The organism is Tardiphaga sp. P4_G1, from assembly GCF_056401215.1.
Genome location: NZ_JBFUJU010000015.1, coordinates 38,935 through 53,029 on the forward strand (window position 1 = coordinate 38,935; position 14,095 = coordinate 53,029).

14 protein-coding genes and 1 tRNA gene are annotated in these 14,095 nt (G+C 61.8%); 11 read left to right on the forward strand and 4 right to left on the reverse strand.

Translation table 11 applies throughout. The annotated features are described in order from the left end of the window. Positions 1 to 38: 38 nt before the first annotated feature. The gene (locus AC1DUY_RS28390; RefSeq protein ID WP_439063612.1) at positions 39 to 665 is read left to right on the forward strand and encodes a ParB-like protein; all 627 of its coding nucleotides are present in this window, start codon (positions 39 to 41) and stop codon (positions 663 to 665) included. Here AC1DUY_RS28390 and AC1DUY_RS28395 read toward each other — a convergent pair. The 3 genes from AC1DUY_RS28395 to AC1DUY_RS28405 all read right to left on the reverse strand — a co-directional run bounded on the left by AC1DUY_RS28395 (position 626) and on the right by AC1DUY_RS28405 (position 3,591). After that, entirely contained in the window at positions 626 to 1,135 is a 510-nt protein-coding gene (locus tag AC1DUY_RS28395; protein ID WP_478118665.1) for an MgtC/SapB family protein, read from the reverse strand. The genes AC1DUY_RS28390 and AC1DUY_RS28395 overlap by 40 nt on opposite strands. A 26-nt stretch (positions 1,136 to 1,161) precedes the next feature. Continuing rightward, on the reverse strand, positions 1,162 to 1,740 hold the full coding sequence (locus tag AC1DUY_RS28400; protein ID WP_478118667.1) for a peroxidase-related enzyme: 579 nt from the start codon (positions 1,738 to 1,740) through the stop codon (positions 1,162 to 1,164). A 90-nt stretch (positions 1,741 to 1,830) separates the two neighbouring features. After that, on the reverse strand, positions 1,831 to 3,591 hold the full coding sequence (locus AC1DUY_RS28405; RefSeq protein WP_089267173.1) for an ATP-binding protein: 1,761 nt from the start codon (positions 3,589 to 3,591) through the stop codon (positions 1,831 to 1,833). 304 nt (positions 3,592 to 3,895) lie between these two features. Here AC1DUY_RS28405 and AC1DUY_RS28410 point away from each other — a divergent pair, with 304 nt between their 5' ends. The 9 genes from AC1DUY_RS28410 (at position 3,896) to AC1DUY_RS28450 (ending at position 12,018) form a co-directional block, all read left to right on the forward strand. Further along, the gene (locus tag AC1DUY_RS28410; RefSeq protein ID WP_068730595.1) at positions 3,896 to 4,792 is read left to right on the forward strand and encodes a LysR family transcriptional regulator; all 897 of its coding nucleotides are present in this window, start codon (positions 3,896 to 3,898) and stop codon (positions 4,790 to 4,792) included. 182 nt (positions 4,793 to 4,974) lie between these two features. After that, positions 4,975 to 5,979 carry a Bug family tripartite tricarboxylate transporter substrate binding protein gene (locus tag AC1DUY_RS28415; protein ID WP_478118669.1) on the forward strand — a complete coding sequence of 335 codons (1,005 nt, stop codon included), beginning with the start codon at positions 4,975 to 4,977 and terminating at the stop codon, positions 5,977 to 5,979. Then, on the forward strand, positions 5,976 to 6,845 hold the full coding sequence (locus AC1DUY_RS28420; protein WP_478118671.1) for an amidohydrolase family protein: 870 nt from the start codon (positions 5,976 to 5,978) through the stop codon (positions 6,843 to 6,845). Before AC1DUY_RS28415 ends, AC1DUY_RS28420 begins: the two co-directional genes overlap by 4 nt. 28 nt (positions 6,846 to 6,873) lie before the next feature. Then, on the forward strand, positions 6,874 to 7,596 hold the full coding sequence (locus tag AC1DUY_RS28425; protein WP_089267177.1) for a PIG-L deacetylase family protein: 723 nt from the start codon (positions 6,874 to 6,876) through the stop codon (positions 7,594 to 7,596). Beyond that, positions 7,593 to 8,285, forward strand: a complete 693-nt coding sequence (locus AC1DUY_RS28430) for a 4-carboxy-4-hydroxy-2-oxoadipate aldolase/oxaloacetate decarboxylase (RefSeq protein WP_478118676.1) — start codon at positions 7,593 to 7,595, stop codon at positions 8,283 to 8,285. The genes AC1DUY_RS28425 and AC1DUY_RS28430 overlap by 4 nt, the downstream gene beginning before the upstream one ends. A 17-nt stretch (positions 8,286 to 8,302) precedes the next feature. Beyond that, positions 8,303 to 9,151 carry an ABC transporter substrate-binding protein gene (locus AC1DUY_RS28435; protein WP_478118678.1) on the forward strand — a complete coding sequence of 283 codons (849 nt, stop codon included), beginning with the start codon at positions 8,303 to 8,305 and terminating at the stop codon, positions 9,149 to 9,151. A 152-nt stretch (positions 9,152 to 9,303) separates the two neighbouring features. Further along, complete coding sequence (locus tag AC1DUY_RS28440) at positions 9,304 to 10,263, forward strand: catechol 2,3-dioxygenase (RefSeq protein WP_068730601.1); 960 nt, start codon at positions 9,304 to 9,306, stop codon at positions 10,261 to 10,263. A 72-nt stretch (positions 10,264 to 10,335) separates the two neighbouring features. Next, the gene (locus AC1DUY_RS28445) at positions 10,336 to 11,757 is read left to right on the forward strand and encodes a cytosine permease (protein ID WP_092151367.1); all 1,422 of its coding nucleotides are present in this window, start codon (positions 10,336 to 10,338) and stop codon (positions 11,755 to 11,757) included. A gap of 187 nt (positions 11,758 to 11,944) precedes the next feature. Continuing rightward, positions 11,945 to 12,018, forward strand: a tRNA-Gln gene (locus AC1DUY_RS28450). A 187-nt stretch (positions 12,019 to 12,205) separates the two neighbouring features. Here the strand turns inward: AC1DUY_RS28450 and AC1DUY_RS28455 are convergent. Next, positions 12,206 to 13,006, reverse strand: a complete 801-nt coding sequence (locus AC1DUY_RS28455; protein WP_478118681.1) for a YdcF family protein — start codon at positions 13,004 to 13,006, stop codon at positions 12,206 to 12,208. Positions 13,007 to 13,370: 364 nt separating this feature from the next. Here AC1DUY_RS28455 and AC1DUY_RS28460 point away from each other — a divergent pair, with 364 nt between their 5' ends. Further along, positions 13,371 to 14,066: a N5-glutamine methyltransferase family protein gene (locus AC1DUY_RS28460; protein WP_478118683.1), complete on the forward strand. Its 696-nt coding sequence runs from the start codon at positions 13,371 to 13,373 to the stop codon at positions 14,064 to 14,066. Positions 14,067 to 14,095: the final 29 nt, after the last annotated feature.

Sequence of the window (14,095 nt, forward strand, 5' to 3'; positions counted from 1 at the left end):
TAGTTTGTTCTGAGCAGACGTTAGATATGGGAGGCCACATGCCGAACACACGCGAACCGTTGCTGCATCCGGTCCCGATCCTGTCGCTGCGGCCAACGCAGATGACGGTGGGCATGCGCGAGGTGAAGGAGAAGCGCAAACGCTGGCGCGCCCATAAGTCCAAGCGCAAACAGGCCGAACTGCTCGGCCAGCACATGATCCCCGTGGTGCTGGGGCCGGATCAGCGCCACTACGTGGTCGACCACCATCATCTCGCACGTGCGTTGCATGACGAAGGCGTGAAGGATGTGCTCGTCACCGTGATCGCGGATCTCACGATGGTCGATATGAAAGCATTCTGGGGTGTGCTCGATCACCGCCGCTGGGCCTATCCCTATGACGCCAAGGGCGAGCGACGGCACTTCAAGGACATTCCGAAATCGGTGACGGGCCTGAAGGACGATCCGTTCCGCAGCCTGGCCGGCGAAATTCGCCGCGCCGGCGGCTATGCCAAAGACACCACGCCGTTCAGCGAATTCCTCTGGGCGGACCTGTTTCGCAGCCGGCTCTCCACCAAGGAGATCGAGGCCGATTTCGCCAAGGCATTGGAGAAAGCGCTGGCGATCGCCAAAAGCAAGGATGCGATCTATTTGCCGGGCTGGTGCGGACCGGCGTCCGACGATTGAGGCGCATCCATCGGAACCGACGCGGGATCGCCTTTGCCGCCGAGCACGCGATGCAGGGCGCGTTCGATCCTTCCGCCGAGCAGCAGCACGAGGAAGGCGATCACCACCGAGACGGTGACGATGCGCCAATGGCCGGCGCCGCACATGATGCCGATACAGGCGGTCAGCCAGACGCAGGCGGCGCTGGTCAGGCCGCGGACACGGAAATGCCGCTCGGCATGAAAGATCACGCCGGCACCGAGAAAGCCAACGCCTGTGAGTATGCCCTGAATGACCCGGCTCCCGGCATCCGTGAAGCCGCCTTTGCCGAGCGGATCGGCCAGCACCACGATCATCGCGGTGGCCAGGCTGACGAGCCCCAGCGTGCGTACGCCGACGGGCTTGCCGTGCAGATCGCGGTTGAGGCCGATGGCGCCGCCGACGAGGGCGGCGACGCCCAAACGCAAGATGATGTCCGACCAGTCGAGCAATGCGAGATCCTTCTAAACTCGTGCCATTACTTCGGCAGCCGGCCCATCATATAGAATTCGTCATTCGGCTTCATGTTGGTGACATTGGCCATCCGGTTCGACAGCGCGAAGAAGGACGAGATCGCGGTGATGTCCCAGATATCGTCGTCGCTGAAGCCGTGGCCGGAGACTTCGGCGAAATCCTGCTCGCCGATGGTCTCGGCGGACCGGCTCACTTTCATGGCGAAATCCAGCATCGCACGCTGCTTCGGCGTGATGTCGGCCTTGCGGTGGTTGACGGCGATCTGGTCGGCGATGGTCGGGTTCTTGGCGCGAATGCGCAGGATCGCACCATGCGCGATGACGCAATAATGGCACTGGTTGGCGGCTGACGTCGCGACCACGATCATCTCACGCTCGGCCTTGGTCAACCCGCTGTCCTTTTCCATCAGCGCGTCGTGATAGGCGAAGAACGCGCGGAATTCGTCGGGGCGATAGGCCAGCGACAGGAACACGTTCGGCACGAAGCCGGACTTTTCCTGCACGCCCATAATGCGCGTGCGGATGTCCTCGGGCAGCTTGTCGAGGGCGGGTGTCGGAAAGCGTTTCGCAATCGGCTGGGTCATCTGGCGTCCCCGTGAACGTTTCTGTTTCACGAGACCATAGGCGATCACGCCGTCACCGCAAAGCGCTTGCGGCAATGCATGCCGATGCGATTAACGTAGCGGCTTCTTGAGCAGCGAGAAGCGATCCGGATCGAGGCCGAGCGAGGGTTGCAGCATCGGGGCTTCGACGCTGCGGCTCGGCGTCGCCAGCGGCCGCTCGATGAAGCCGGGATCGTTCGGTACCTCGCGATGCGAGGTGGCGCCGCGCCAGCGTTCCAGCACCGCGCTGACGAACTGCATGTCGTGGCCGGCGGCGACCGAGGGCACTGTCGCGATGGTGGCTTCGGAGCGCGGCAGCTGGTGCGGCGGCACTTCCTTGAAACGAAGGCGGGTCGGCAATGCGACGCCTTCACCGAAGGCGAGCACTTCGCGCGTGCCGAGTGACGGCACGAAGGAGAGCAGGTTGGCGGCAGCATCCGACACCGCGGAGCGCAGCAGCGCCTGGTCGCGCTCGTTGGCGAGGCGCATGGCGAACAGTGTGTTGCACTGGGAAATGATGGTGGCGTCGAGTTCTGCAGGACGCTGCGTCACGAGGCCGAGATAGACGCCATATTTGCGGCCTTCCTTGGCGATGCGCGACACTGCCTTGCGGGTCGGGCCAAAGCCGATATTGCGGTCGGCGGAGGCGTAGCGATGCGCTTCCTCGCAGACGAACAGCAGCGGCGAGGCGCCGTCGCTCCACAAGCCGAAATCGAATGCCATCCGGCACAGCACCGACACCACGCTATCAACGACTTCCGCGGGGAAGCCGGCGAGCTGCATGATGGTCATCGGTTTGCCATTGGCGGGCAGGCGGAACAGATGGCTGATCACTTCCGCCATGGTGTCGCCGCCGACATTGGCGTTGTCGAACATGAAGGCGTAGCGCGGATCGTTCTTCACCGCTTCGATGCGCGAGATTAGCTTGTGATACTGGATGCGCGACGAGCGGTTCTCGAGCTTGCCCATGCGCTCGTCAATCAGCGAGATCAGATCGACCAGGCGATAAGGCACCGGCGTATCGACGGTGTAGCCGATGGTCTTGGGATCGATGCGCTTGAGGCCAATGCGGTCGGCGTTCTGGTATTGCGTGTAGACGCCCTTGGCGATCGGGATGACTTCCGAGAGGATTTCGAGCTCTTCGGGCACGCCGGGGCGACCGGCGAACAGCACGTCGACGATTTCCTCGAAATTGAACAGCCAGAACGGCAGTTTCAGATTACGCGGGTTCAGCACCAGCGACTTATCGCCGAAGCAGCGGCCATATTCGTTATGCACATCGAGCAGGAAGATGCGCAGATGTGGGCGCGACTTCAGGATTTCATTGAGCAGCAGCGACACGCCGGTGGATTTACCGACACCGGTGGAGCCGAGCACCGCGAAGTGCTTGCTCAGCATTTCCTCGACGTCGACATAAGCGGCGACCGACTTGTCCTGCTGCAGCGTGCCCACGTTGATCTGCTCGGAGCCGGACGGCGCATAGACCGTGCGCAGATCGTGATTGCTGATCAGATCAACGATGTCGTCGATGGTGGGATAGTTGGTGACGCCGCGCTGGAATTTGGCCTTGTCTCCGTGCCCCATGATCTCGCCGAGCAGATCGACCGAGGCACTCGCGATATACATGTCAGATGCATGCATGTTCTCGGCGGACACTTCCGTGATCATGGCAATGATGGTCGAGGAGGCGCAACGGATGCTGACGAAGCGGCCGACGGTGCCGCGCATCTCCGAGGGTGTCATCGGGTTCACGGCGAGCAAGCCGACCCGGGCCAGCGAGCCGCGAACTGAGATAATGCGCCCGAACGACGCCGCTGCGTTTAAACTGGTCATTGATGAATTCGCGTCTCACGCCCCGGTTGAGCCGACTATGCAGGTCAGGGACTGGACAAATTGTTAAGGCGCGTCCGCGGGCTATCGGTGGGCTCTGCTCGTCAAACTTGCATTGCGGAATTAGCTCCGCACTGGAACGCGGAAACTCCGGCACTGGATACCTTGTCGCTTGTGGCTGGCGATCTGGCTTTACGCGGTTTTAACCAGCCCGCGAGGTCGGCATAGGCTGGCGTCCTGACCTTGCATGGGTCCTCGTCGCCGCGTTATCTCAGCGCGGTCGCCTTCGGCCGTGCACGGACCTCTCATGCGCATCGATTTTCCCGGCCTGCAGGCGTTTCTGAGCATCGCGGAGCGGGGCAGCTTTTCGCGCGCGGCCGCACACCTCAATCTGTCGCAGACGGCGCTAAGCCACCGGATCAAGAAACTGGAAGAGGATCTCGGCTTTCAGCTGCTGGCCCGGACCACGCGGCAGGTGGCACTGACCCCCGCCGGGCTGGAACTGCTGCCGACTGCGCGGCGGATGATCGGGGAGTTGTCCGATTCCATCGATCTGCTGCGGGCGCGGGGCCGCAAGCGGCAGGAGCACATCGCGCTCGGCTGCCTGCCGACCATCGCCGCCTATCATCTGCCGCGGGTGCTGAAGCAGTTCAATGCGGTGCATCCGGGGATTTCGATCAAGATCCACGACAATTCAGCCAGCGAGATTGCCACTTTGGTGCAGTCCGGGCAGGCAGAGTTCGGCATCACGATCACCGCGACCAATATATGGGATCTGGCTGTGACCCCGCTGATCAAGGAGCGCTTCGTCCTGTTATGCACGAAGGATCATGCCTTTGCGCAACGCAAGTTCGTGGCCTGGTCGCATCTTGAGGATATGCCGCTGATCCGTATCAGCCCGCAGGCCGGCAATAGAGCCCTGATCGACGACGCGCTCGGCCATCGCCGCGACAAGCTGAACTGGCGCTACGAGGTGCAGCATCTGCAGACGGCGGTAGGTATGGTGTTCGAGAAGCTCGGCATCGCCGTGGTGCCCAGTATCGCAGTGGCGACGCAGGGAACTGCCGGACTGGTCGCTGTGCCGCTGCGTAATCCCAGTGTCAGCCGGACGGTCGGGATTATCGTCAAGCGCGGACAACCCGTAAGCAAGCCAGCGCAGGCGCTGATCGACCTGACCCGGAAATACTTCCAGGCTGCGGGATAATCCGCTCGGCAGGATATATGCAGGAAACTGCACGATTATCCCAGATTTCTCATTTGTTTCATATATCGGAATTGGTTACTGCGGGACCAGAACGGTCCATAGCCCTGTCGCGATGACGTGACGGCCACGGGTACCGACATAAAAACGGCAAGGGTGGACGCATCAGGCGTCTTCAATCCATCATGACGCTCCGCTTCCCGACCAGGCTCAAGCATCTGCTGAGCGCCGCGCATTTGGCGCTTGGTGCGATATTCCTCACGAGCGCGTTACCTGTGGCGCAGGCCCAGTCCGGCTATCCGACGAAACCCATTCGCGTGATCGTGCCGTTCGCGGCCGGCGGTGTTGCCGACATCACCATCCGCATCGTGGCCGAAAAACTCGGCGACAATCTCGGCCAGCGTCTCGTGATCGAGAACATACCGGGCGCGGGCGGCGTCGTTGCGGCGCGCGCAGTGCTGTCGTCGCAGCCGGATGGCTATACGCTGGCGCTGCTCAGCAACGGCACCGCCGTCAGCGTACCGCTGTTCAAGAGCCTGCCATTCGATCCCGTGAAGAACTTTGCGCCGATCTCCAGCATCGGCTTCTTCGATTTCATCGTCGGCACCAATACGAATTCGCAACACAAGACGCTGGCCGACGTCATCAAGTTCGCGCGCGACAATCCCGGCAAATTGAATGTCGGCACCATCAGTGTCGGCAGCACCCAGAACCTGTCGGCCGAATTGCTCAAATCCACGGCCGGGATCAACTTCCAGATCGTGCCCTATCGCGGAACGCCGGAAGTCATTGTCGGGCTGCTGCGCGAAGACATCGATGTGATGATCGACAATTATGTCGGGATGAAATCCGCGCTACAGGATGGCAAGATGCGTCCCGTCGGGACCACGGGCGAATCCCGTTCGGTGATCCTGAAGGACGTGCCGACGATGATCGAGGGTGGCGTGAAGGGTTATGACGTCGTGTCATGGAATGCGCTGTTCGCACCATCGGGTACGCCGCCCGAAGCGATTGCGCGGTTGAATGCGGGCCTGCGCGAAGTATTGGCGATGCCCGATGTGAAGCAAAAGTTGCTCGATCTTGGCATCGAGGCAAAAGCCAGTTCGCCCGAGGAACTGAAGGCCCGGTTGGTCGACGACATCGCGAAGTGGACCGCCGTGATCGACAAGGCAGGAATTCCGAAACAATGACGAAGCCAACTGTTCCCGGTCCCGATCCGCATACCAAGGTGCCGAAGTTCAAGCTGCCGCCGCTGGCCTGCGACGCGCATACGCATATCTTCGGGCCGGGCGCCAAGTACCCATATGTCGGCTCCTACATTCCGCCGGACGCGCCGCTGGAAGACTTCCAGGCGCTGCACGAGAAGCTCGGCATCGGCCGCGCGGTGATCGTCAATGCCAGCGTGCACGGCACCGACAACCGCGTGGCGCTCGATGCCATCGCGGTGAGCGGCGGGCGTTACCGCGCGGTGGCCAATATCGATGGCACGATCACGGAGCAGGGCCTGCGCGAACTCCACGAAGGTGGCTTCCGTGGCTGCCGCTTCAACTTCGTACGGCATCTCGGCGGCACGCCGGACATGAAAGTGTTTCATCGCATCATCGACATGATCGCGCCGATGGGCTGGCACGTCGATCTGCATTTCGATGCGGTCGACCTGCCTGATTATGCCGACCTGCTGGCGAAGCTGCCGGTGCGTTACACCATCGATCACATGGGGCGCGTCAAGGCCGCCGATGGCCTGGAGCAGCAGCCGTTCCGCATCCTGATCGACCTGATGAAGCGCGACGAGAAATGCTGGGTAAAGGTCTCCGGCTGCGAGCGCGTCACCTCGCTGGGGCCGCCTTTCACCGATGCGGTGCCGTTCGCGAAGACAATCTGCGAGACCGCGCCCGATCGCGTGATCTGGGGCACCGACTGGCCGCATCCCAACGTCAAGGCGATGCCCAATGACGGTGATCTCGTTGATCTGATCCCGCTCTTCGCGCCGGATCCGGTGATCCAGCAGAAGATCCTCGTCGACAATCCCGCGCGACTGTTTGAATTCGACACTTAAGCGACGCGAAAATCCGAAGGAACATCCGATGTCCAAAGCCAAGACCGGCCTCGTGGTCTCCGCCCATCCCGGCGATTTCGTCTGGCGCGCCGGCGGCGCCATCGCGCTGCATGCGAAGAAGGGCTATCGCGTGAAGATCGTCTGTCTCGCATATGGCGAACGCGGCGAGTCGCAATTTGCCTGGAAGCAGGCGGGTATGACGCTCGACAAGGTCAAGGCTGGCCGCAAGGACGAAGCGGAGCGTGCGGCGGCGTCGCTCGGCGCCGAGATCGAATTCTTCGATGCCGGCGATTATCCGTTGCATCTGACCGAAGCACACAAGGAGCGGCTGATCGATATCTATCGGGAGCTCAATCCAAGCTTCGTGCTGACGCATTCGCTCGAAGATCCGTACAATGTCGATCATCCCGCGGCGACCGCCGCCGCACAGGAGGCCCGCATCATCGCGCAGGCGATGGGGCATAAGCCTGAGGCGGAATACAGCTACTCCGCGCCACCGGTGTTTCTGTTCGAGCCGCATCAGCCGGAGATGTGCAATTTCAAGCCGCAGGTGATCCTCAACATCGATGAGGTGTGGGACATCAAGCGTAAGACGTTCGAAATTCTCGCTGCGCAAAAGCACCTCTGGGCCTATTACGAGCGCGTGGCTCTGCAGCGCGGCATGCAGGGTGGCCGCAACACCGGCGCGGCCATGACCTATGGCGAAGCCTATCAGCGGCTGTTCCCGATGACCGTGGAGACACTGGCATGAAGCCCGTCGTCGTCAGGAATATTCAACGCGCGGATGCCGACGTCGTGCAGCGGCTCGGCGCGCTCGGCGTCTCCACGGTGCACGAGGCCTATGGCCGCTTCGGCCTGATGAAGACCTATATGCGGCCGGTGTGGTCCGGCGCGGAGGCCGCCGGCACCGCCGTGACGGTGCTGGCACAGCCCGGTGACAACTGGATGCTGCACGTGGCCATCGAGCAGTGCAAACCCGGCGACATGCTGGTGGTGGCCTGCACGACGGACAACACCGACGGCATGTTCGGCGATCTGCTCGCAACGTCGCTGAAGGCGCGCGGTGGCGTTGGCCTGATCATCGATGCCGGCTGCCGCGATATCAAGACGCTGCGCGAGATGGGCTTTCCGGTGTGGTCGCGCGCGATCTCTGCCAAGGGGACGGTCAAGGCGACGCTCGGTGCGGTGAACGTGCCGGTGGTCTGCGCCGGCGCGCAGGTGATGCCAGGCGACGTCATCGTCGCCGATGAAGACGGCGTCGTGGTGATCCCGCGCAAACATGCTGCGGAGGTTGCGGTGAAGGGCGAGAAGCGTTTTGCCGAAGAAGACGCCAAGCGGCAGAAGCTGGCTTCCGGCATCCTCGGTCTCGACATGTACAATATGCGGGAGCCGCTCGCCAAAGCGGGTCTGGTTTACGTCGACGATCCCGATCAGGCGTGAGCGGCGAGGAGGTTGGCATGCGGCTCCGTATTCTGCTCGGCGATCATCCGCATACGGCTGCGTTGAAATCCGGCGCGATCACGTCTGATCTCGTCGAACTGGACTTTGCCGTGTACACGCCGACCAACAAGGGCTTCAAGCCCATGGTACGCGACGGCGCTTTCGACGTCGCCGAAATGGCCATCGTCACCTATCTGATGGCCAGGAGCTACGACAAGCCGATGGTGCTGCTGCCTGATGTGATGATGGCGCGGCATCAGTTTGGCTTCGCGGTCACGAACCCCGGGGCTGGTATTGCCGGACCTAAGGATCTTGAAGGCAAGCGCGTCGGCATTCGCTCTTTCACAACCACGACCGGCGCGTGGCTGCGTGGCATGCTCGCCAATGACTACGGCGTCAATCTCGATGCGATCGAATGGATCACGTTCGAGGAGCCGCATGTCGCTGAATATGTCGACAGCACCACCAAGGCACCTGCCGGCAAGGCGATCATGCAGATGCTGTTCGATGGCGAGTTGGACGCGGTGCTCGGGGAGAAGAGCGACGATCCACGGGTGGCGCAACTATTCCCCGACGTAGCCGCTGCAGAGAAAGCCTGGCTGGCCAGCCATGGCGTGGTACCGATCAACCATATGGTGGTGGTCAGCAAGCAATTGTCCGATACGCGGCCCGACGTGGTGCGCGAAGTCCACCGCATGCTGGAGGCGAGCAGGGCGGCGGCAGCCGGCAAGAGCCTGTCTTTCGATGCGGATGCCATGAATCGTTCGCTGGCTCTCATTACAGACTATTCTGCGCAGCAGGGGCTGATCCTGCGCAGGTTCAGCGTTGATGAGCTGTTCGACGACGTGACGCGCGCGTTGCGATAGCGCGCCGTCGCCCTCATCCTGAGGAGCGGTCGTCTTCGACCGCGTCTCGAAGGATGAGCGCCCAATTCCTCATGGTTCGAGACGCGCGAAGACGCGCTCCTCACCATGAGGGGATCGAGTAAGCTCAACTAGAATACTGGAGGAAACGACCAATGACTCCCGAACCCATCTTCGATCTCGCCCATCTCGGCCATCTCGAACTGCTGACGCCGAAGCCGGACGAGAGCCTGAAATTCTTCGTCGACGTCATGGGCATGACCGTGTCGGGCCGGCAGGGCGAGTCGGTCTATCTGCGCGGCTGGGACGACTATGAGCGCTATTCGCTGAAGCTGACGGCGTCGAACACGTCGGGTATGGAGCATATGGCGCTGCGGGCCCGCAGCCCACAGGCGCTGGAGCGTCGTGTCGCGGCGCTGAAAGGCTCTGGCTACGATATCGGCTGGACCGACGGCGATCTCGGCCATGGGCCGGCATTTCGCTGCCGCGATCCCGACGGACATATCGTCGAACTCTATTACGAGACCGAATGGTACGAGGCGCCGCCAGAACTCAAGCCGGCGCTTAAAAATCAGGCGCAGCGCTATCCGGCGCGCGGCATCAATGTGCGGCGGCTCGATCACCTCAATTGCCTCGCGGTCGACATCAAGGCCAATCGCGAGTTTTTCGAGCACTATATGGGGCTCCGGCTGACCGAGCAGATCGTGCTCAATGACGGCACGGAAGCGGCGATGTGGATGACCATGTCGAACAAGAGCTACGACTTCGCCTATTCGCGCGATCACTCCGGCACCAAGGGGCGCTTTCACCACGTCACCTACGCGCTCGACAGCCGCGAAGACATTCTGCGCGCGGCCGATATCTTCCTGGAAAATGGCGTCTTCATCGAGACTGGTCCGCACAAGCACGCGATCCAGCAGACCTTCTTCCTCTATGTCTACGAGCCCGGCGGCAACCGCGTCGAAGTCGCCAATGCCGGCGCACGGCTGATTCTGGCGCCAGACTGGAAGCCGATCGTCTGGACCGAGGAGGAGCGCAAGAAGGGGCAGGCCTGGGGCCTCAAGACCATCGAGTCATTCCACACCCACGGCACGCCGCCGGTGCCCCACAAGTAGCAAGCCGCACTGCTGGGATTGGTACGCGTCTTGCTTTGTTGACCCCAGGTTGTTTCTGACGTGGGGGCGAGCATGACTAACTCTGAGTTGCGGGCAGACATCCACAGTATCGAACCGATCCCCGATGCCGACCGGGATTCTACCGGGCCGCAGCAGATGTGGATCTGGGCCGGCGCCAATATCGCGCCGGTAAACTGGGCGCTCGGCGCGCTTGGTATCATTCTCAAGCTCGGTCTGTGGGAAACCATCGCGGTCATCGTTATCGGCAATGCGGCGGGCTCCGCGATCTTCGCCGCCTTCACGGTCATGGGCCACAAGACCGGCGTCAACCAGATGGTACTCGCGCGGTCGGCCTTCGGACGCCGCGGCGCCTATCTGCCGAGCCTGTTGATGTTCCTGATGACGCTCGGCTGGATCGGCGTGAACACCTATTTCCCGGTCAAAATCTCGATGGCCATTCTCGGCCAGTTCGGCATCGCGGATAGCTGGTTCGCCAATCTCGTGGTGATCACCATCGTGATGGTGACGCAGGTAGTGATCGGCACTTACGGTTTCTATGCGATCCGCACCTTCGAGAAATACACCGTGCCAGTCACGGTGGTGATCATGGTGCTGATGAGCGTGCTGGCCTGGAGCCAGCCCGGCGTCGTCAACTGGAATCACACGACGTCGCTGCCGCCGGGGCCGCATCTGGCGATGCTGTCGCTGCTGATGACTGCCGTCGGCGTTGGCTGGGGCATTTCCTGGGTGACCTGGGCGTCGGACTATTCGCGCTTCGTGCCGCGGTCGACCTCGTCGAAAGCCGTGTTCTGGTACAGCTATGTCGGCATGTTCGTGCCGTCGGTGTGGCTGGCCATTCTCGGCGCCACCATTGCGTCGGTGACGCTCGATACCGATCCGGCCAAGATGGTCTCGGCCGTGTTCGGTGGCATCGCCAGTATTCTCGTGCTGCTGCTGGTGCTGCACGGGCCGATCGCCACCAACATCCTCAACGTCTATTCGTCGGCGCTGGCGGCGCTCAGCATGGGTGTCCGCTTCTCGCGCACGGCGCTGGCGCTGATCGTTGGCATCGCGGGCTATGCGGTGACGGTGTATTTCATCTTCGCGCCGTCTTTTGCCAAGGCCTTCGACAACTGGCTGATCAGCCTGCTGATGTGGATGAGCCCCTATGCCGGCGTGGTGTTGGCCGACTTCTTCGTCAGGCGGAAGAGCCAGATCGACATCGCCGAACTCTACAAGTCGCCGGAGACCAGCATCTATGGCGATATCAACTGGAGCGGCATGATCGCGTTCTTCGCCGGCCTGATCGCCACCTGGCTGTTCCAGGATGGCCTGGTGCCCGCGTTGCAGGGGCCGATCTCGATCAACCTTCTCGGCGGCGCGGATCTGAGCTGGCTGGCGGGCATCGTCGTGGGCGGCGGTGTCTATCTGGCACTCAGCAGACGCCTGGCGCCGGAGCCGATGGCCATCCCGGTCGGTGGGCCGGGCGAATAGGGCGAGGCGACCGGGCAGGCCGCGCTCGGCGTGGCCTGTCCATTGCCAGTGGTGTCAATGAGCCGTCATTTCCGTCCAGAGGCCTTGCGCTTTGTCCGGCGGACGGGCTAGAACGCGCCCGAACGAGATGCGCATCTCTGTTCCGACCGATTCCAGACTGGATTTTTCTGTAAGTCTCTGAATCGTTTGGGGAATGGTGTAACGGTAGCACAACAGACTCTGACTCTGTTTGTCTAGGTTCGAATCCTAGTTCCCCAGCCACACTCGAATTTCCCTTCGTAGATCAAAGACTTCTAACCCGCAGCCTTTTCGAGAAAATCCGGTGGTCCACAACAATGGTCCACACCGGGCTCGAATGGCGTCCGGGCATTACCTGCGACGGCGTGGCCATAGATGGCTTTTGGCTTCCGACGGCCTGCGGCGCTTGCCTTATCTCGGGCCTGGAGAATCAATGTGCATCGGGCCCCGGCAGCAAGTCATCGATCCGCCCCGTGACTCGATAGGCAATGAGCCCGAACCATTCGCGCACCGCAATGTCGGTCCGCGACAGCCCGTCAAGGGCGAGGGTGCTGAAGGAAAGTGCGTCGCGCCGACCGCCGACCCGCCAGTCGACCGGATAAGCCTCGACAGGAAATCCGGCTTTGCGAAATAAGCCAATCGATCGCGGCATATGGAACGCTGATGTCACCAGAACCCAGCGCTCGCCCGGCTTCGGCGCCACGAGCGCTTTGGTGAATTCGGCGTTCTCATGCGTGTTGCGCGATTGTCGCTCCATGATCAAACGCGACCTGTCGACTCCAAGGCTTGCGAAGAGCGCGGCAGCGTAATCGGCCTCCCTGGCATCCGACACCAGCCTCGGACTGCCGCCGGTGAACACCACGCGTGCGTGCGGATACTGTCGCGCCAGCGCTGCGGCTGCGATGATGCGGTCGGGCGAGCGACGGACGACCGGCGTGTCGCGGGCAAGTGAAACATCGGCGTCGATCGAGCCGCCGAGCACGATGATGCCGTCAGGCGCACGCTGTCCCGCATCCCAGGGCGGGAAGCGCGATTCAAGCGGATAGAGCAGCAATCTTCCAGCCGGCGAAAACGCGGCCACCGCAAGCAGCACGGCGGCCGTGATCAAAAGCCCGCGGCCAAGCGAAGAAAGTCGTGTTGCCGAAAGGACCGCGCCGAGCACACCGAGGCCGATCAGGAAATTGACCGGCGCGAGCGCGTTGCCAAGAGTCTTGGACAATACGAAAAACAACTTAAGGCCTCAGCCCCGTTGATACCAAGAGCGCCATAGCAGCAAACGGCCAACGAAGCCATCGCTACGAATCGTTAGCTCGCCGGACAGGGTGCCGGATCGCCGCGGCCCCGTTCATGAGAAGTCGAAAAGCGGAACAGGTAAATACCACTCAATCTCGAAGTAGCCGAAGTTAGAGCGAGGTCTGCGTCGTCGGATGACGATGCAGCCGGTGCGCTGCCGAAAACAACTGCATTGCCGCTATCGGCCCATCTACCTCATTGTGACTACCGCCATTGCCACATGGACAGGGCATGGTTCTGTCCGGTGCATGATCACGCCGCATGCAACAGTTATCGCGCAACGTCCAGGCAGGGTGACCGCAATGAGCGAAGTGATCAACGTCGCCAAAGCTTACGATGAGGGACGCACTCTATTTATGGGAATAGAGCTGCTGGTTGCACCCGGTGCGCTCGTCCCCCGGCCGGAAACCGAATTGCTTTGCGCGAGCGCTGTCGATGCTCTGCGTCAGTTAAACGTGGCGGAGCCGCGGGTGATCGACATGTGCTGCGGCGCAGGCAATCTGGCATGCGCCATCGCTCTCAAGATCCCCGACGCACGCGTCTGGGCGAGCGACCTAACCGATGGATGCGTCACCGTCGCACGTCGCAATGTCGCCTATCACGGACTCACGCAACGCATGTCGGTGCTTCAGGGCGATCTGTTCGACGCTTTTTCAGATCTGTCGCTGGATGGGACCATCGACCTGATCGTCTGCAACCCACCCTATATTTCGGAAACGCGGCTCAGAGGCGACCGTGCCCCCTTGCTCGAACTCGAACCACGTGAGGCATTCGCAGCCGGTCCTTACGGGCTGAGCATCCATATGCGGGTTACGAAGGACGCAGTCCGATATCTGCGGCCGGGCGGCATCCTCCTGTTCGAGGTCGGCTCCGGTCAGGAGCGGCAGGTGACAACCCTTCTTGAGCGCAACAAGAGCTACGAGAGCATCAGCGTGGTAACGAACGAAACGGGCGAAGGCCGCGTCGTTATGGGATACCGTAAAGGCGCAACAACCTGAACCGCTACGGTGGCGTTCGCGACGCGGTC

What these genes read in the sequence shown, in the direction of transcription:
- AC1DUY_RS28445 (WP_092151367.1), top strand. Translation starts at nt 10,336, where the DNA reads ATGACTAACTCTGAGTTGCGGGCAGACATCCACAGTATCGAACCGATC.
- AC1DUY_RS28435 (WP_478118678.1), top strand. Translation starts at nt 8,303, where the DNA reads ATGCGGCTCCGTATTCTGCTCGGCGATCATCCGCATACGGCTGCGTTG.
- AC1DUY_RS28410 (WP_068730595.1), top strand. Translation starts at nt 3,896, where the DNA reads ATGCGCATCGATTTTCCCGGCCTGCAGGCGTTTCTGAGCATCGCGGAG.
- AC1DUY_RS28420 (WP_478118671.1), top strand. Translation starts at nt 5,976, where the DNA reads ATGACGAAGCCAACTGTTCCCGGTCCCGATCCGCATACCAAGGTGCCG.
- AC1DUY_RS28425 (WP_089267177.1), top strand. Translation starts at nt 6,874, where the DNA reads ATGTCCAAAGCCAAGACCGGCCTCGTGGTCTCCGCCCATCCCGGCGAT.
- AC1DUY_RS28440 (WP_068730601.1), top strand. Translation starts at nt 9,304, where the DNA reads ATGACTCCCGAACCCATCTTCGATCTCGCCCATCTCGGCCATCTCGAA.
- AC1DUY_RS28390 (WP_439063612.1), top strand. Translation starts at nt 39, where the DNA reads ATGCCGAACACACGCGAACCGTTGCTGCATCCGGTCCCGATCCTGTCG.
- AC1DUY_RS28415 (WP_478118669.1), top strand. Translation starts at nt 4,975, where the DNA reads ATGACGCTCCGCTTCCCGACCAGGCTCAAGCATCTGCTGAGCGCCGCG.
- AC1DUY_RS28405 (WP_089267173.1), bottom strand. Translation starts at nt 3,591, where the DNA reads ATGACCAGTTTAAACGCAGCGGCGTCGTTCGGGCGCATTATCTCAGTT.
- AC1DUY_RS28460 (WP_478118683.1), top strand. Translation starts at nt 13,371, where the DNA reads ATGAGCGAAGTGATCAACGTCGCCAAAGCTTACGATGAGGGACGCACT.
- AC1DUY_RS28400 (WP_478118667.1), bottom strand. Translation starts at nt 1,740, where the DNA reads ATGACCCAGCCGATTGCGAAACGCTTTCCGACACCCGCCCTCGACAAG.
- AC1DUY_RS28430 (WP_478118676.1), top strand. Translation starts at nt 7,593, where the DNA reads ATGAAGCCCGTCGTCGTCAGGAATATTCAACGCGCGGATGCCGACGTC.